Below are 17,109 nucleotides of genomic sequence, written 5' to 3'. Positions count from 1 at the left end.
GTTATACCCCCTCAAACGGATTGATACCGGCTTTTTGAAAATATAACTCTAATGCCGGCTGCAGATATTCATTAATATTTTTTTGCTTTTCCAGCCATTCGTGATTGTCATCCGTAAGGTTTACAAAATCTATAAGCTTAGGAAGCATACTCATTTCCCCATTTGTAAATTCCATGACCATAGACCAAAATTCTTGTGCCAGCTCCTGTACATGTTCGTCTTCCGGAGAAATGTTTTTCTGTTTTAATTCCAAAACTTTGTCATTTAATTGATTAAACCGCTCCATAAATTTTATACTGCTTTCCTTATCAAAGCGGTTAGATATATGATCTAATGTATCGTCATCAAAATGCTTGATAAGCCAGTAGTATTCATTATTCATTTGAAGGTTGACGATAATATCCGCATACTTTTTGAAATCTACGGTCTGCATTTGCAGCACTTCTGTTTTTAAGGCATCAATATTAGCAGCTACCTCTGTTAACTGCCGTATTTTTTCCTGAATGGCAAGTGACTGTTCATTAAGGACATTTGCAACATCTGCCGGTGTGTCAAGGGAAACCAGTTTACTTTTTATATCATCCAGAGAAAACCCTAATGACTTCATCGATTGTATCTGGTGGAGTCTGATCATATCCTTGTGCGTATATAACCTGCGTCCGCCCTCACTTTCGCTTGTAGGTGAAAGAACGCCCTCCTGATCGTAGTATTGCAGGGTGCGTACAGTTGTTCCCATTTTCTTGGCAAGTTCACCGACTGTCATAAAATTTTCAGGTATGGCTTTTTTTTTGTTCATAGCTTATTCCTCCTGCTTATACTATAAATCACGACGTTACGTCATGAGCAAGAACTTTTTAGCAATTTTAAATACAAAAATAGCTTTCGTTTTCCGAAAGCTATTTTCTACAATATTCTTATTTCTGATTGTTCAGTGAGTCTATATTCTCATGCGGCACAAAAGTAATTTCCATAACTTCGGCTACGTCTTCTGCCTGCAGCACCAGATATAATGCGTGAACTCCTTCAACCGGACGGATTTTAATTTCATAATCTGCCCATAAGCAGGAAAGTTCTGCCTCTGTAGTCCCAATACATTCGCCCTTCGTAGAATCCAGATGTACTTCCACAGACACGTTCCCTTCTCCGCGCATTTTTACATAAAGTATTTTCACTGCTGTCCACTGGAAATATTTAAATCCGATTACCGTATCTTTCTTCAAATTTGCGAGATAATGCAGCGACTTTGTCATATCCATTCCTGTAGATTCTTCGTAAATATATCCTTCCGACATTCTCCGGTTTTCACGTACATTTAACTTTTCCTTCGAAAACAGGCTGCCTGTCAGATGACAGCAATAACATGCATTATAAGTACCTTCTGCCGGAAGTGCTCCCTGATTCAAGCCACAGCTTGTAATCTCTGCCTGGCCGAACCACCCGTCAGGGCGTATTGGCAATTTTTCCGCACAACCCTGCCGGCAGCACTCAATTCCATGTGTCTGACGATGATAAAAAATATACCAGTCATCTTTCAACTGCACCAGCCCTCCGTGCACATTTCCACATGGCATCACCGGTGACTCGTTTCCATTGATTCCAATATCTGCATTGCTTACCAATACTCCCATATAGTGATATTCTCCCAACGGAGTTTCTGCAATCGCATATGACATTTGATGGCTTTCTTCGTCGGAATAGACCATCACGTATTTCCCATTTATTTTTCGCGGACTTGATGCTTCATAGAAGCCATGTCCCTCAAATCCGGTACCTTCACTGACATTTGCTCCCGGAATCACTGGCACTGGACCGTAACGTATGGTCAGCATATCTTTATCTAGTTCAAAGCCAAGGCTTGTTTCCGCGAATGGGGATGGCTTGTTTTTAAATCTCTCAGGCACCGGACCGGGTATGCAGAAGCCTGTAAACAGATACACCTTCCCATCTTCTGTCAGTACGCCCGGGTCAAACATTTTGTAATCCTCATATGGGGTTCCGTCTCTATTTCTCACTTCTCCATAATATGTAAACGGACCTCTCGGAGTATCACTGACCGCAACACGGCATACCCGCTGTCCATTTGTATTCCAGTACATATAATAACGTCCGTCCGTCCCCTGAACTACATCCGGCGCTGCCATTGCATCATCTTCTTCCAGGTCCGGGCATTCGCTGCGGGGAAATGCCACTCCTTCACACACCCAGGCCCCTAAATCATCCAAGGGAGCTGACCATACCATATAGTCGCCCGGGCAAAAGCCCTTTTCTCCTCCGGCAAAATCATGTGAACCATACACAAAAAGACGATTCTCAAAGATTCTCGGTTCTCCGTCCGGGATATATTCATACAATGGCAGATAAGGATTCATAGCTATATGTTCCATGCACTTCTTCACCTCACAATTCTCGTGAAACTGTTTCTTCTTTAAATTTATAGCTTCCTGCCGGGAAATTCCCGATTCGCTTCCCATTAATTATAACTTCCGCCGTGCAGTCAAACGGTACCGTCAAATGATAATGGTATTTTCCTTCCGTCATTTCCCATCCACAGCGGTAAGTTCCCATCGCACTTTCATATTTTCCCTTCACATACTGTAGGCGGGAATCCGGTTTTGGTGCAAACAAGACTTTCTTAAATCCCGGTTCTATCGGAGATATTCCACATAAGTCTTCATAAATCCACTGGCACACAGCCCCATTTGCATAGTGATTCAAACTGTTCATTCCTTCCGGATTGACCTGTCCGTCCGGCAGTACACTGTTCCAACGCTCCCAGATGGTTGTGGCTCCCATGATTACCTGATAGAGCCAGCCAGGCATATCCTTCTGCAGCAATAATGTTACCGCATCCTTCTGGTATCCTGATGCCGCCAATGCCTTGCATAAATATCCGGTGCCCACAAATCCGGTATCCAGATGCATCTGGTTTTTCTCCAGCTTTTTATGAAGCTGTTCTGCTATTTTTTCTCTGTCATTTTTTCTGCATAATTCAAACATCAATGCAAGCGCACATGCGGTCTGCGTGACAATCTTACAACGTCCGTCTTCTGAAAAATATGTTCTTTGAAATGCATTTCGGATGTCTTCCGCTAAAGAAGAATAAAATGAGAAGTCTTCCCCATACCCCAGTATCTTTGCAGCCTTTGCCACGAGCGATGCCGAGTAGAAATAATATGCACTGGCACAATAAAACGGATCTGTCTTCCCTGCCGGTCCCGGATTTGGATTATCCAGCGCCAGCCAGTCTGCGAAATGAAATCCGCTCTGCCACAGATGTTCTTCTGTCTCCTGAGTACGGATAAAATCAACCCATGCTTTCATTCCCTGATATTCTACTTCTAACAGAGAACGGTCCCCGTAAAACCGATACAGCGTCCACGGTAAAATCGCTGCCGCGTCACTCCATGCACAGCTGCCGCTGCTCTGTAATGCACCGGGCATTAGGTCTGCTTTTGGTGACGGAATGATAAATGGTACACTTCCGCCAATCACCTGTTGTTCCAGCCACATATCTTTTATGTATTTTGCATAAAATGCAGCCGAATCATACTGATAGCAGGCCGTAGCACTGAAAATCTGTGCATCTCCTGTCCATCCCATTCTTTCGTCCCTCTGCGGACAGTCTGTGGGCACTTCGATAAAGTTGCCCAACTGTCCCCAGCGGCTGTTTTCTATTAAACGGTTTACCAGAGGATTACTTGTTTCCCACTCCCCGGTACATTCGCACACCGATGATAGAACATGCGCCTGAAAAGACGTTGCCGCTATATCCCGGAGGCCTCTGACACGCAGATAACGGAATCCGAAAAATGTAAAATGCGGTCTTACTCTGCTGCGTTTTCCATTTGAAATATAGGTCAGTTTTGCCTGCGCGGTTCGGAGATTTTCCCGATAAAACTCGCCGTCCTGCATTAGTTCCGCACAGTCAACCTCTATCTTGCAGCCGGCTTCTTCATCACATGTAAAAGTAAACCAGCCGGCCAGATTCTGACCAAAATCCAATACTGTTTCCCCGCAGGGTGTTCTGATTATCTCCACTGGTTTTCTGACTTCAACAACCGAAACCGGTGGATTGATTCGTTCGGTTAGCGCTTCCGACAGTTTTTTCGCTTCCGTATCCTCCAACAATTCCGCATTCATCCATTCAACGGATTCTTCTAACCGGGCATCCCAGACTTCTCCGTCATAAATACTGCTGTCCGTTACCGGTGATTTTTTACATTTCCAGAAAGCATCGCTGCACATTACCACACTATCGTCAAGATACACATCACAAAGAAATGCCATATGGCTGCCATATGTATTGACGACACCGCCGCCAAAGCCAAAACGACCCATATACCATCCTTTTCCCAACATTACAGTGATTTCATTTTCTCCGTCGCAGAGCAGTTTATCCATTTCAAATGTCTGGTACAAAAGTTGTAAATCATAACTGTGATATCCCGGAAACAGTGCCTCATTGCTTACCGGTTTTCCGTTACAATACACTTCATAGAGCCCGACACCACAGATGCATATCCGTGCTTTTTGTCCCGTTTTCGCTTTAAATGTTCCGGAAAAAACAGGATGTTCCGGAAACGGGGCGCAAATCCATTTCCCTTTCCAGGGAAGACCTTCTTTTGCAGTTTCAAAATATGCAGTCTCACTTACCGCCCCGTCCCCGTTATCAGCTTTTACGGATACGCGCCAGTAGTATCTTGTTAATGGTTTTAGTTTTAGCTGCTTCCCTGCAAAATCCAAAGGAATATAATTTAAATTGTCCAGTATCTTCCAGCCGCTGTCGGAAATCAGGGTTTCAAATCCTGAAGATTCCGAAACTTCCACATGAGAAGCTTCCTGACGAGTTCCATTACTTTGCGCTACCCATGATAACGATAGCTTAGACACATCATATCCGACCGGATTCACAAAATGATTTGTCCGCATTTTTCTGATTTTCATAGCCCTTACCTCTTTGATGCAGTCAAAAGATTACAGACGGGTATCCCAGCAGCCGCACCACACATTTTTGTTATACTTTCCTTTAAATTCGCTATTTCCGACAATCTTTTCTACCGCCGCACGAATGCACGCTCTTGTAGGTGCATATGCATTGATAAATGTTTTCATCATAGGAAGATCATATAGATGATTCGTATAGTTCAGTGATACACATACGGTCGGGATTTCTCTTACCCACCACGGGAGCTCATTGGAATGAGCGGCAGAATACTTCAGACGCACATTATTCTCCTGTGCATAGCCTTTCATATTTATAAATACAAATACAATATCATATTTTGATTTGAATTCCTCCGCACCCGGCATATCCATTACTTTATACCGGTTAAACCGGGACATTTCCTTCATTTCCAACTCATAATAGGATTCATTGACATCCACTTCGAATCCGGCCTTTTCCAGTTCTTCAGTTACAATTTTCTTTGCAGGGTCCGGACCGTCCAGATAAGATACCGGTGCGCTTTCCAAAAAGTAAAGCCTTGCTCTCTTCTTCTCGTTCACATCGACCGGCAGTAAATCTGCAGTATCTTTTACCAGCGTAATTGCCTTGTCTGCAATCACTTCCGCATACTTGTAATGCTGTTCACACCCCAGCACATGCTGTTCATCGAATATTTCCGGCATTCTTTTTTTATGAAGATTTAGTTTAGCCTTCATGCCCAGAATACGTGTTACCGCCTCATTCAGACGTTCCTTTGTAATTATACCATTTGTATAGCCATCCAGCATATATTGGAAATCCTCCTCCGGGTCATGGAAGAATAAAAACATGTCACATCCGGCTGCAATCGCCCCCGGCACTTGTTCGGACCTCGGTTTTGCACTTAACAGCCCACCCATATGAGAAGCATCTGTTACCACAATTCCCTGAAATCCCAGCTCGGTTCTTAAGAGTCCTTCAATTAATTCCGGCGCAAGAGTTGCGGGCATAATATCCTTATCTTTCTTCTGGGGACAATACTTTTTACTGTATGAAGGCAATGCAATATGGCCTGCCATTACGGACTCCAGTCCATCCTCAATCAGGCCCTTGTACACCTTGCCAAATGAGTCATCCCATTCTTCACAGGAAAGACTGTTGATTCCCATTACAAGATGCTGGTCTCTTTCCTCCACGCCATCTCCCGGGAAATGTTTTACACAGGAAAGAACGTTGCTTTCCTGACTTCCCTTCAAATACGCACGGCACATATCCAGAACCGTATCCGGGTCTTTTCCAAATGACCTCGTGTTTACAATGGTATTTCTCCAGTTGAAGACAATATCTGCCATTGGGGCGAAATTCCAGTTGCATCCCAGTGCCTGCGCCTCGCTCCCACTGACTTTTCCCATCATATAAGCCGCTTCGGTGTCTCCGGCTGCTTCGCACTCAGCTTCTGTAGCAACAAAGGTACCGTCTTTACAAAGACCGTTTCCTCCGGTTTCACCATTTACGGCTACAAACATAGGAATCTTGCTGAATTTTTGATATATCTGATTCTGCCGGAAGATCTTTTCTGAATCAGTTTCGATATACCGGGCGCCTCCGATATGGAATTTTTCAACCATATTTTTCAGATATCCCTCATCTGTACTGCGTCCCAGATGGATAAACAACTGACCGATTTTCTCTTCTATTGTCATATTTTCAAGTGTTTCATTCACCCAGTCAATTGCTTCCTGTTCTAAATAAAATGGTTTTTCCTGCAAATTTATCATGTCTTTTTCAGCTCCTCTTTACGTTTTCGCGCTTCGAACCATGCCGTGATAATGCTTCCGTATGGTGTAGTAATGATATTAAAGATGAAAATGAACAGTCCCATAATCACCATAGAAACCGCACTTCCCAGTTCGGCAGACAGTACTGCCTGCAATCCATAGGACATCAAACTTAATGTGACTGCTCCTATCACAGTTCCCAATGCTTCCCCGCAGTATTTACTTAATGCCAGCCCGATAAATACCGGCAGGATATTGGTAAACAAATCGCTTACCGTTGACAGTGAAGTAAAGGAAGCGGACTTGATTGTTGAAGAAGTCCATACCATTGTTGCACATCCGAATATAATTCCACTATATACATATGATAAGATTACGTTTTTCTTTTCGTTAATACCAATATCAACAGCAGCGCCCTGATTGTTAGTTAAAAGTAATGACTGTTTTCCGGTCAGAGTATATCGTTTATAAAACAAATATACTAGAACTGCGGTAATGAATGGGATTAATACTCCCGGAAACGTTGCCAGTTTTTTCATTTCCATATTTGCAATAAAGTTGATTCCGGCTCCGTTAAATACCAGCGGTGTAATTGACTCGAAAATCAATGCCATTGTAATCGTGCTGATTGCTACCGGCAGGCGGCCGTATACATATAGTACTGCAACGAAAACACTCAGCAGGGTGCAAAGTGCAATACAAAGGACTGCAAATAATACCACATTGTTATTCATATTTTTGGCAAGGTTTCCGCCAATGATTGCTGACAAAAGCATTACTGCACCACCGGAAAAATCGAAACGGCCATTATTGAACTGGAGACCAATCCCCAATGCACAGGTAGTGGAAACTGTAATATTGACTATCAAAGTCTTCCACATATCCAATGTTCCAAAATACATCTTACCATTTGAATAACAAAAGACCATCATAATGAGAAACATAAGGACGGGCAGTGCAAGTGTGCCTGCAATTCGTTTTCCAATACCTATTTTTGCTTTCATAACTGAGATTGACCTCCTTCACCTCTGTCTAACTATCTGCTATTCATATGCTTTCTCTGAGAATGCGTCAGATGTCATAAACTTCACCAGATCTGCATAAGTTGCATCCGGGTTATATCTTGTCAGATATTCTTTTCCAACTTCAATAGAAGCAGAAGTTTTTGACATATCAGCCGTGAGCAGTGGACTATTCTCTTCAATATTTGTCATAATTTCATCACTTGTTATGGCTACATATACACCATCTAACACTTCAGATTTCTCGAAATCATTATACTGTTTTCCCTGAATCGCATTATCCAGCATGGCAATTGCAAAGAAAATTTCCTCATAGTTGGGAAGGTATGTCTGCTCAACTATTCCTGTTCCAACATCATCAACCAGTTCTTCTGCACCTTCCAGACCAAATGTGATAAGCTTTGTATCAGGGTCTGCTGTACCGTTACCAATTGCATTTGCCAGTGTCGGATATACAAATGCCTGACCTCCGCACAAGCCTACAATTACATCTAAATCTTTATGTTCCGGTTCATTGAAGAATGTATCGTCCAGGGGTTTGAACATCAATACGGTTGCTTCCTCACCTACAACTTCAATCGGCTCCTGGGCACTTTCATTGTAAGCTTCGATTTCTGTACGGATTGTCTGATCAGCAACTGCATACTGCGGGTAGGCAAATGCCGGAGACATACAGATTGCGACTTTTTTGTGTCCTGCTTCAATAACCTTCTCGGCAAGCATTTTCCCTGTATTTACGCCATCTGCGAATCCGGCGGCAACAGTCCCGAGAAAATGATCGTTGTCAGCTGCTGCAGCACTTGCACCCTCCTCACTGTAAACGGATGCCATATCCGATCCTACACCAGCAATATAGAGATCCGGATATTCTGTCATAATGTCAATGATTCCGCCATCCTGCATTGCAATCAGACCGACAACATCACTGGTCATTGCATTTTTTACTGCCGCCAGGTTTCCTGCCGGATCGTTTGCTGCATCACCGTAGATTGTTTCATATGTATATCCCAGTTCCTGAGTCCACATATCCAGATATGCCAGAGTGAAGTCATATACAGGACCGCTGCTGGTATTTGGCATAAAAAGGATTTTCCCTCCCTTTGTTTCAGTACCTGTACTCTCTGCTTTTGTGCCCTCTGACTTTGTGTCGCTGCCTCCACAGCCAACTATGGATGTCACCACAATACCGGATAATAATACCACTGCTGCTGCCTTCTTTGCTGCTTTCCTTAATAAACTCATCTTTTTCCCTCCATTTTGAATTTTTAATAAATAGGTTTCCCTATATTATTACTTTGGTAATATACTTGTATTTTTACTCCTGCTTGTAATTAATACAACAATTAAGAATACGACTGCCTTTACAATAAATGTCATTCTGGTCGGAAGTCCTACCATCGGCAGCCCCACATCCAGCAATGAGAATGTAAATGCTCCGACTACTGCTGCTGAGATTCTGGATCTCACGCCACCGGAAATCGGCATGCCTCCGAGAATCAAGGCAACCATGATATTCATCTCAAAACCAGTTCCTGTAGAATCTGATGCGGAACCCGTATATCCCATCTGGAAGACCGCTGCAATTACAAAACAGATTCCGGCAATGATATAGCACAGCACACGTATTTTCACTATACTGACACCACTCTGGCCTACTGCTGTTTTATTCGAACCAAGCATTTTTGCCTGTTTTCCTATAATGGTATAGTTAAACAGGAATACTGCTGCAGCCACTTCGATTAATAATACCAGCAGCATCAAAACCGGAGATTTGAAGGCGCTGTAATTAATGGTTTTCAATGTAATACTTCTTGTTCCCATAGATGAGAATATCACTGTAATAATTCCCGAAAGTACCTGCATGACTACTACTGAAGGAATAATCGGAATAATATTCAATATTGGTCCGGACGCTCCGTTCACAACAGCAATAAATACAGATAATACAAGACAAATCAGGATTCCCGGTATCAGTGTTCCCCACAGATTTCCGGTCACTACCATAACTGCTGCATACAAACCGATCTGTTTACCAATGCTGATGTCCAGATTGCCCAGTGCGTAGATGAAAACCGCACCTACCGACATCAGGGCTGTTACGATTACATCGGACATCAAGGTTGCCAGTTTTGCTGGTGACCAGATGCTCTCTCCATATAACGGAGTCACAATCGTAAACAACACAATACAGAATATCAGACCTCCATAGGAGGCAGCTGCCGACACATTTTTGCCCCACCAGCCTTTTAATTGTGAAGCATCACGTTTCTTTTCCACTTTCATCCCTCCTAAATCATGTACTCAATGATATCGGTCTGTTTTAGATCCGGAGACCGCATAAACTCTTTTGCTACCTTAAAATCTTTCATAATCAGAATCTTGTCTGCCATACCTACCAGCTCTGATAACTCTTCGGAAATCATCAGGATTGCCTTTCCCTCTTTTTTCATTTCTTCGATCAATGCGTACATCGCCTGTTTTACACCGATGTCAACACCCCGGGTCGGGCAGTCCATGATAATGACATCAGAACCTTTTGCATACCACTTTGCAAAAGACACCTTCTGCTTATTGCCACCGGATAACGTATTAACCAATTGTTTTCCACTGCGGCATTTGATTCTTAAAGATTCAATCTCCCGATTGGCCAGTGCATGTTCATCCTTTGGTAATACTGCGATGCCTTTCTGTAAAGAAGAAAGAGACGGCAGTACAATGTTTTCTTCAATAGATGCATCCAGTATCAATGCCTCCAGGTCCCTATTTTTGGAAATATATCCCATTCCCTGTCTGATTGCCTGTACGGGATTTTGAATCTTTTTCCCGTTGCAGATGACCTCTCCGGCATCCAGTTTTTCTAATCCGTAAGCAGCACGTCCAATTTCATGCATTCCACATCCTGATAATCCTCCAAATCCGAGGATCTGCCCCTTATACAGCGTCATGCTGAAATCTCTGATTCCCCCGAAAGTTAGATTTTTTAATTCCAGAACAGCCTCTTTACCGTGTGAGGTATCATAATCCTCACGGTAATACTTTTCTCCAATTTCCCGGCCTACCATCAGATAACGGATTTTTTTAACCGAACCTTCTGCATCCATCTCTTTTCTGTTTAATTCACCTACGATATCACCGTCACGCAACACGGTTAGCACAGAGCAGTGTTCTAGAATCTCATCCATATCATGTGATACAAATACGACTGTTTTGCCCTCTTCCTCTGCCATTTTATGGATCAGCCTGTACAGGAGCTCCCGTCCTTCAAGCGATAATGCAGTAGTTGTTTCGTCTACAACCAGAATCTGTGTCTCATCAGTCACACAGCGGACAATTTCAATCAGCTTTCTGTCTTCAAAAGTATAATGATTAATTGAATCACTAGCTTTGATATAATCTATTCCAAATTTCTTTAACAGTTTATCAGCTTCATTACACATCTTTGCCATATTTATAATTCCGAATTTAGAAAATTCTTTTTCGCGTCCCGCAAAAATATTTTGTGCAACGGTGACTCCCGGAATCGTATTGGCTTCCTGAAGAATCATAGATATTCCGGCTTTTTGTGCCTCAAGCATAGTTGCCGGATTCCACGGCTTTCCCATGTAAGTCATGTTACCGCTGTCCGCCGGCTGTCTTCCGCTTGCAATCGACATGATAGTAGACTTTCCAGAACCGTTTTCTCCAATCAGTCCACGGATTTCTCCTTTTCTCAGAACAACGTCTACATCTTTCAGTGCAACTGTCGGACCAAACGTTTTACGCATGTGTTTGATTTCTAATACTGCTTGTTTCATCTTGAACCTCCACTGTGTGTTTGCTTCTGCATTTCCTCTCTCATATGTTTATCATGTGCTTATTCTAACACTTATTTTTCTAATTTGTTATGATTATACGGTCTTTTTTTAGTATGATTTTATCCTGCTATGCGTTTTGGAGTATATTTATTACATATTTTCGTTTACATTCGTATAGAATTTATGATAAAATTTCGATATCAGGAATCTTTTATACGGGAGGATAGCTCATGGACAATGCATTGATTTATTTTTTACAGCGAATGTTACAAAATACGATTTCTTTAAATTTCAATTACTATCTCACGCCTTATGGTGATATTTCTAATATTGATATCGGATTACGGCGGGGGTTGAAAAATAAAGAACAATTATATGATAATATCCGTGAGATGTTAAATCAGGTAGAACATAATCATTTTTATTTTTACAGTGACTGCTTTGAAATCAACTATATCTTCTTTCATCCTTACCCGGACAGGGAAGATCTGGCCGTCGTTGGTCCGTTTCTGCGCCGCCAGCTAGATCAGCCGTATTTCGATTTTTTAATTACGCGCCACCATTTAAATCATACCGAACTGGAAAACATTCGTGGACTTTTATACCAGTTTCCTGTTTTAGATGATAATTTCCGTCTGGTTACCATTTTAACCGATATCATCAATTATGTAAGTCCTGGATATGCGTTTACTCCCCTGCGCCTTACAAATACCAGAGAAATTGAAGAAAACACCACCTATGTCCCTATTGATGATTACAAAATAAACATGACTGTCTGTGAGCAGCGCTATGCGTTAGAGGAACCTCTTTTGCAGGCAATTGCAAAAGGTGATGTTACAGAAGCGATGTTTATTACGAGACAGTTTATGAGTATTGTTTACCCGCCCAGGATCAATGATTTTGTGTCTGACAAAAAAGCATCACTTTATTCAACAAATACAATGCTGCGGCTGGGCGCAGGACGAAGTAATGTACATCCGGTATATCTGCACGAGCTTTCCAGTAAATTTGTAAAGATGATCAGTGACAGCAGTTCTTCCGTAAAACTGGACAAAATCCATGAAAAGATGGTTCGGGAGTACTGTATGCTGGTACAAAATAAATCGCGCAGCCAGTATTCAAAAATTGTTCGCGATACACTCAACTATATTGATTTCCATTTGAGTGATATGCTGAATCTTTCGGTACTCGCTGAATACTGCCATGTCAGCACCCCTTATTTATCTAAAATTTTCAAAAAGGAGGTTGGCTCGACTATTACTGATTACATCATGAACTGCCGTATCCACAGTTCACTCCGTCTGTTGAGTACTTCAAAAATTCAGATTCAGGAAATTGCAGCGTTTGTGGGGATGCCGGACTTTAATTATTACACAAAGATATTTAAAAGAATCATCGGATGTTCTCCAAGTGAATACAGAAAAAAACTGCTTGATTCAAGCAGTCCCTCTCTGTGAATAGGATAAAAAAGAAGTTATCGTTTCTGGCGAATTTATAAGTATAGGGAAAGAATAATAATTACTGTGCTTTTTATTAGCACTGTTTACTCACCCATGCTTCATAAGCTTCCACGCTTTCCTTCAGACGATTCAGCCCATCTTCCACCTGCTGTCTCGGGCAGGCAAGATTCATACGCAGAAATCCTTCCCCATTGCGGTATTCATTTCCGTCGGAGAGATACAGGCCGCTGTGTTTTCTTATAAAATGGCATAAATCTGAGGAATTCCCAATGATTCTTCTGCAGTCAAGCCATAACAGATAGGTTGCCCTTGCGGAAACGGCTGATATGCTTTTGATTTCTTTTTTGATATAGTTCTCCGCGAATCTTCTGTTTTCCCACAAATATGCCCGCAGGTCATCCAGCCATCCCCCACCCCGGGAAAAGGCTGCAACAGGCGCAATTGCGGCAAACACGTTTGGCTCTGCGACTTCATCGGTATTCAGTCCTCGGCTTACCTTATGGCGCAGGCTGACGTCCGGGACAATCACTGCAGCCGTCTGGATTCCGGCCAGATTAAATGCCTTTGTGGGAGCCACGCATGTAATGCTGTTTCTGAGGCAGTTTTCGGATACGGAGGCAAAGGGGGTGTAGTCACTTCCACGGTGCCGTCTGCCAGTGCATCAGCAAATCCCTGTGAATCGTCTATATGTCCTATTCTGGTATAACTGTAAGATGTGCTGAAATCTTCGAAAAACAGGACGAGGCAGTCAGAACCAAAGAGCATAATATCCCCGGTCTGAATACTGCCTACATTTTCGGAGTCTGCAGGCAGCCTATCGTCCAGATAATAGAATTTTTCGTTTCCATTCAATTCATCCATATTTAGTGTCATGGGAAGCCGTTCTAATAATGCCTTTGCCGTCTCATTGTTATACAGGCCGGTCTTAAAGCTTTGACCGTTAACTTCGATAATTAGCGCCTGCATCTGTGCACCTCCTGATTCAGTGTTCGCTGTGGGGTTCCTTGTGAGATCTTCCGTACTGTTTCCGATTTTCCTGTCAGTGCCATTTCCACAGGCTGACAATAGCACTACGGCTCCAAACAGAATCAGGATGATACCGAATCCCCGGTTCATGACTGCCATTTGTTACGCTCCCTTCTTTGATAGGTGGCCCATTCTGCAGGTAACGGCTGTCTTATCCGGATCTACTTTGTCTTTTTCAATAATCAGCTCCTTGATATAATCAGCCCGGATCGTTCCGCCTGACGGGTTCATAACAACGAATCATATACCGTTACGTTCTCGCTGTTCCAGAAAGCGTCTTTGGAAAGCATTTTTGCCCGATGGATTTCCATGTTCTTTACCCCGTCAAAGGAATAATTCCCTGTCAGCTGGAAATCATAAAGCTTCATGTTCCGGCTGTTCATGGCGAAGTAATCACCTTTGGCAGTAACCTGCTCCATAAGTACCCCGTTGCAGTGCCATAAAGTTTCAGCGGCATTAGGAAAACTGACGTTTTGAAGTGTTACATCATGGCACCAGCGAAAATTCTTTGGCGCCTCGATGACTGAATTTTTCACCGTGATATGATCTGTATACTATACTCCTGCACGGCCCATCTCAAACCAGGCATAGTCCTCGGCCAGAATGTTCTTTGCATACCACAGCGGGTATTTCCATTTGAACATGCTCCGGTAGAGTTCAATATGGTTGCTTTCCTTCAGAGGGGATTCCCCATCCGTGAATGTCGTGTCATATATTCTTAAGTTTTCACCTTTAAAAAGTGGGCGTTCTCCGGTTAAATATTCCTGTCTGATTTCTTTCCTGTTTGATCTCCTTACTTAATTCTGATTTTCTTTATGGCTGCGCTATCTGAACGATTTTATTTCCCCATCCTTCTAATACAGGGTTTTCCTCCACTGCCGTTACAAATTCATCTGTTGCATCGAATGTTCCTACCCGGGTATATTCTCCGGTGATTTCTGCATCTCGGTAAAAAAGTACGATGCGGTTGGGGGGCTGAGTAGTATACCTCCCCTGCTAGTCAGAATCTTGCTTCCGGCCATGATGGTTACAATAAATACAAATACTACAATCATCCCGTACATAAATGCCAGAAGTGCCTGCATTGCCGAAATAATTCCGATTAGTCCCGGCCAGGAGTTCTCATGGACATGTATATCGCCTCCGTAAGTCTGTGTAAGCCCCTCTGTGATCGCTGCCTTTTGTGATGTGTCCGCAAGAAAATAATGGTGACACCAAATCTGCGGGTTATCCTGCCCGATCGTGAGATACCCTTCCCGGTTCATCCCGATGTTTGCCCTCATGTCATTGGCACAATGGTAGATGCCGGAAACTGTGAATTCCCCGATTCCCGCATCGCCGCGGATGGTCACTTTATCTCCGATGGATACTCCTGAATCTAATGCAGCTGTTTCTGTCAGCACAACCTCATCCGGCCGTTGGCTGGTCTTTCCCTGACTGATGTGGAACCGCTCCGGTTCAGTAATCACATATTCATCCGCCCCGCCAGAGACGCGAAGAATACAAGCAGTACAGCAATCAGGCAGGCACTTAAGTACCGCCTTTTCCAAGACACGAGCTGGCGCATGGCTAACCGGAAAGGAAGCCCCCCGGCTCTTATCGGGAATCTCTTTCCCGGTTTCCATCCTGCGTCTGATGCTTCACCCCGGATGGCTCCCATTGGCGTAATAGCGGTGATTTTCTTAAGCTTCAGTACTGTGAATCCCGCAAGCAGTATTAAAATGACTGCGAAAGCGGCCAGACATGGCAGTACCGGTAAATCGGAGATCCAGGGAATCAACTGTCCTTCACTGTCTGACTCCACACCGTTTGCTTCATAATCCGAGAAGATCAGGTTCTGTACCCCAGTTCTTCCGATCCCATCCTGTGTCTCGATGCTGTCTGTAAGCGCATCCATATCCGGCACACCGGATACCCATGCAGTAAGGTTTCCAAACCCGGCCCGTCGTATCTCCTGACGTATGTAACTGCCGCCTCCAAGATATACGGTGAGAACGGTGGACAGGGAAATGGAGATTAAAAACAACAGGATGGCAATTCCCAGAAGGCTGCCCTTATGTTTTGGGATTCCGGCCCTGCATAGCATTCTGTTTTCCATGTTTTGCACCTCCTCACCACTGTAATCCGGAAAGCCAGTCCTGAAGCCTGCATTCCCGGTCCCTGTCCTCTTCGGGCCGATAGACTGGCAGTTCCATCTCATCCAGAATCTTCCCGTCTTCCAGATAAAGGATCCGGTTTCCCCTCTGGCTGCACGTAGGTCATGGGTTACCATTAGGATGCTCTGCCCCTTCTGGTTCCTCTCACTTAACAGATTCAGGACCTATTATGTATTAGATTTATTCAAGGCTCCTGACGGTTCGTCGCAGAAAATTATATCAGGTGCATTAATTATTGCCCTCGCGATGGCCGCCCGTTGTGCTTCCCCTCCTGAAGTCTCTGCCGGCAGACGGTCTGCGGCATCCAAAATGCCCATCTCACCAAGCAGCATTTCTGCCCGTTTCCGTATATCACCGCCTTTTCCGATGCTTCCGACGTAACCTGCAACAAGCACATTTTCGAGTAAAGTCAGGTTGCTGACTAAGTGAGACTGCTGGAATACAAATCCAAATTTCCTCGCCCTGATATCGGCCATTTCCTTCTCGGAAAGCCTGCATATATCTTTACCTCTGTAGACCACACTGCTGCCGGTCACACTGTCCATACCGCTTAAGAAATACATGAGTGTTGATTTTACCGGCGCCGGATGCCCCCATGATAATCGTGAAGTCCTTTTCAAAGATATCTACATCAATGTTGTTCAGCACATTATTTTTGGCTTTTCTCCGGAAAAAAACTTTACAAATATTTCTCCCTTGTAAAATTACTTTTTTCATTCAGATTCTCCTTTTCTCATCTGGATTAACTATAACCAGTGCAAATAACATGCATCTAACAAAAAAAATAAATAATTTCTAAACGATGTATCGAATGTTTCTTAACTACTTTAATGATATCAGGGGATCATATAGATAGCAAATACTTATAAATAATAGATTTGGATATATTTTATCTATAGAAAAAACGATGTGAAATGAGAAAATAATAGGCATCTGCCTATTTGAAATT

At 43.3% G+C, this 17,109-nt stretch carries 16 protein-coding genes and 1 pseudogene; 1 reads left to right on the top strand and 16 read right to left on the bottom strand.

Translation table 11 applies throughout. The annotated features are described in order from the left end of the window. Nucleotide 1: 1 nt before the first annotated feature. From DWX43_RS16525 to DWX43_RS16490, 8 genes are all read right to left on the bottom strand, one after another. Nucleotides 2–796, bottom strand: a complete 795-nt coding sequence (locus DWX43_RS16525; protein ID WP_118621078.1) for a MerR family transcriptional regulator — start codon at nucleotides 794–796, stop codon at nucleotides 2–4. 118 nt (nucleotides 797–914) lie between these two features. Further along, on the bottom strand, nucleotides 915–2,384 hold the full coding sequence (locus DWX43_RS16520; RefSeq protein ID WP_182440738.1) for a family 43 glycosylhydrolase: 1,470 nt from the start codon (nucleotides 2,382–2,384) through the stop codon (nucleotides 915–917). 13 nt (nucleotides 2,385–2,397) lie between these two features. Beyond that, the gene (locus DWX43_RS16515; protein ID WP_118621076.1) at nucleotides 2,398–4,944 is read right to left on the bottom strand and encodes an alpha-L-rhamnosidase; all 2,547 of its coding nucleotides are present in this window, start codon (nucleotides 4,942–4,944) and stop codon (nucleotides 2,398–2,400) included. Between the two features lie 30 nt (nucleotides 4,945–4,974). Next, nucleotides 4,975–6,702 carry a glycoside hydrolase family 3 N-terminal domain-containing protein gene (locus DWX43_RS16510; protein WP_118621075.1) on the bottom strand — a complete coding sequence of 576 codons (1,728 nt, stop codon included), beginning with the start codon at nucleotides 6,700–6,702 and terminating at the stop codon, nucleotides 4,975–4,977. After that, the gene (locus tag DWX43_RS16505) at nucleotides 6,699–7,706 is read right to left on the bottom strand and encodes a hypothetical protein (protein ID WP_118621074.1); all 1,008 of its coding nucleotides are present in this window, start codon (nucleotides 7,704–7,706) and stop codon (nucleotides 6,699–6,701) included. The genes DWX43_RS16510 and DWX43_RS16505 overlap by 4 nt, the downstream gene beginning before the upstream one ends. A gap of 39 nt (nucleotides 7,707–7,745) precedes the next feature. Continuing rightward, complete coding sequence (locus tag DWX43_RS16500) at nucleotides 7,746–8,966, bottom strand: hypothetical protein (RefSeq protein ID WP_118621073.1); 1,221 nt, start codon at nucleotides 8,964–8,966, stop codon at nucleotides 7,746–7,748. Nucleotides 8,967–9,014: 48 nt separating this feature from the next. Then, on the bottom strand, nucleotides 9,015–10,001 hold the full coding sequence (locus DWX43_RS16495) for a hypothetical protein (protein WP_182440737.1): 987 nt from the start codon (nucleotides 9,999–10,001) through the stop codon (nucleotides 9,015–9,017). A gap of 11 nt (nucleotides 10,002–10,012) precedes the next feature. Next, complete coding sequence (locus DWX43_RS16490; RefSeq protein ID WP_118621071.1) at nucleotides 10,013–11,518, bottom strand: sugar ABC transporter ATP-binding protein; 1,506 nt, start codon at nucleotides 11,516–11,518, stop codon at nucleotides 10,013–10,015. Nucleotides 11,519–11,748: 230 nt separating this feature from the next. Here DWX43_RS16490 and DWX43_RS16485 point away from each other — a divergent pair, with 230 nt between their 5' ends. Next, nucleotides 11,749–12,975: a helix-turn-helix transcriptional regulator gene (locus DWX43_RS16485; protein WP_118621070.1), complete on the top strand. Its 1,227-nt coding sequence runs from the start codon at nucleotides 11,749–11,751 to the stop codon at nucleotides 12,973–12,975. A gap of 76 nt (nucleotides 12,976–13,051) precedes the next feature. On the opposite strand, the gene DWX43_RS16480 is transcribed toward DWX43_RS16485, so the two are convergent. From DWX43_RS16480 to DWX43_RS27660, 8 genes and pseudogenes are all read right to left on the bottom strand, one after another. Further along, a complete protein-coding gene (locus DWX43_RS16480) occupies nucleotides 13,052–13,555 on the bottom strand; it encodes an aminotransferase class I/II-fold pyridoxal phosphate-dependent enzyme (RefSeq protein ID WP_243099348.1) in 504 nt (167 codons plus the stop codon). Then, nucleotides 13,504–14,103, bottom strand: a complete 600-nt coding sequence (locus DWX43_RS16475; RefSeq protein WP_243099347.1) for a cyclophilin-like fold protein — start codon at nucleotides 14,101–14,103, stop codon at nucleotides 13,504–13,506. Before DWX43_RS16475 ends, DWX43_RS16480 begins: the two co-directional genes overlap by 52 nt. A 3-nt stretch (nucleotides 14,104–14,106) precedes the next feature. After that, nucleotides 14,107–14,235 carry a hypothetical protein gene (locus DWX43_RS27670; RefSeq protein WP_330582273.1) on the bottom strand — a complete coding sequence of 43 codons (129 nt, stop codon included), beginning with the start codon at nucleotides 14,233–14,235 and terminating at the stop codon, nucleotides 14,107–14,109. Further along, nucleotides 14,232–14,777 (bottom strand): annotated as a pseudogene (locus DWX43_RS16470) (DUF3737 family protein). Before DWX43_RS16470 ends, DWX43_RS27670 begins: the two are co-directional and overlap by 4 nt. 138 nt (nucleotides 14,778–14,915) lie before the next feature. After that, a complete protein-coding gene (locus DWX43_RS16465) occupies nucleotides 14,916–15,473 on the bottom strand; it encodes a hypothetical protein (RefSeq protein ID WP_118621068.1) in 558 nt (185 codons plus the stop codon). Further along, nucleotides 15,470–16,102: a hypothetical protein gene (locus DWX43_RS16460; RefSeq protein ID WP_118621067.1), complete on the bottom strand. Its 633-nt coding sequence runs from the start codon at nucleotides 16,100–16,102 to the stop codon at nucleotides 15,470–15,472. The genes DWX43_RS16465 and DWX43_RS16460 overlap by 4 nt, the downstream gene beginning before the upstream one ends. A gap of 225 nt (nucleotides 16,103–16,327) precedes the next feature. Beyond that, the gene (locus tag DWX43_RS27665; RefSeq protein WP_330582272.1) at nucleotides 16,328–16,705 is read right to left on the bottom strand and encodes an ATP-binding cassette domain-containing protein; all 378 of its coding nucleotides are present in this window, start codon (nucleotides 16,703–16,705) and stop codon (nucleotides 16,328–16,330) included. Beyond that, entirely contained in the window at nucleotides 16,665–16,877 is a 213-nt protein-coding gene (locus DWX43_RS27660) for a hypothetical protein (RefSeq protein ID WP_330582271.1), read from the bottom strand. Before DWX43_RS27660 ends, DWX43_RS27665 begins: the two co-directional genes overlap by 41 nt. Between the last annotated feature and the right edge of the window lie 232 nt (nucleotides 16,878–17,109).

The organism is Clostridium sp. AF19-22AC, assembly GCF_003479085.1.
GTDB lineage: Bacteria > Bacillota > Clostridia > Lachnospirales > Lachnospiraceae > Faecalicatena_A > Faecalicatena_A orotica.
Note: the sequence above shows the minus strand (reverse complement) of the source record. Positions and strands in the feature narration are given on the sequence as shown.

Excerpts from the sequence above, each read along its gene's own strand:
- DWX43_RS16525 (WP_118621078.1), bottom strand. The coding sequence starts at position 796 with ATGAACAAAAAAAAAGCCATACCTGAAAATTTTATGACAGTCGGTGAA.
- DWX43_RS16520 (WP_182440738.1), bottom strand. The coding sequence starts at position 2,384 with ATGGAACATATAGCTATGAATCCTTATCTGCCATTGTATGAATATATC.
- DWX43_RS16515 (WP_118621076.1), bottom strand. The coding sequence starts at position 4,944 with ATGAAAATCAGAAAAATGCGGACAAATCATTTTGTGAATCCGGTCGGA.
- DWX43_RS16510 (WP_118621075.1), bottom strand. The coding sequence starts at position 6,702 with ATGATAAATTTGCAGGAAAAACCATTTTATTTAGAACAGGAAGCAATT.
- DWX43_RS16505 (WP_118621074.1), bottom strand. The coding sequence starts at position 7,706 with ATGAAAGCAAAAATAGGTATTGGAAAACGAATTGCAGGCACACTTGCA.
- DWX43_RS16500 (WP_118621073.1), bottom strand. The coding sequence starts at position 8,966 with ATGAGTTTATTAAGGAAAGCAGCAAAGAAGGCAGCAGCAGTGGTATTA.
- DWX43_RS16490 (WP_118621071.1), bottom strand. The coding sequence starts at position 11,518 with ATGAAACAAGCAGTATTAGAAATCAAACACATGCGTAAAACGTTTGGT.
- DWX43_RS16485 (WP_118621070.1), top strand. The coding sequence starts at position 11,749 with ATGGACAATGCATTGATTTATTTTTTACAGCGAATGTTACAAAATACG.
- DWX43_RS16475 (WP_243099347.1), bottom strand. The coding sequence starts at position 14,103 with ATGGCAGTCATGAACCGGGGATTCGGTATCATCCTGATTCTGTTTGGA.
- DWX43_RS27670 (WP_330582273.1), bottom strand. The coding sequence starts at position 14,235 with ATGAACCCGTCAGGCGGAACGATCCGGGCTGATTATATCAAGGAGCTG.
- DWX43_RS16460 (WP_118621067.1), bottom strand. The coding sequence starts at position 16,102 with ATGGAAAACAGAATGCTATGCAGGGCCGGAATCCCAAAACATAAGGGC.
- DWX43_RS27665 (WP_330582272.1), bottom strand. The coding sequence starts at position 16,705 with ATGGACAGTGTGACCGGCAGCAGTGTGGTCTACAGAGGTAAAGATATA.
- DWX43_RS27660 (WP_330582271.1), bottom strand. The coding sequence starts at position 16,877 with ATGAAAAAAGTAATTTTACAAGGGAGAAATATTTGTAAAGTTTTTTTC.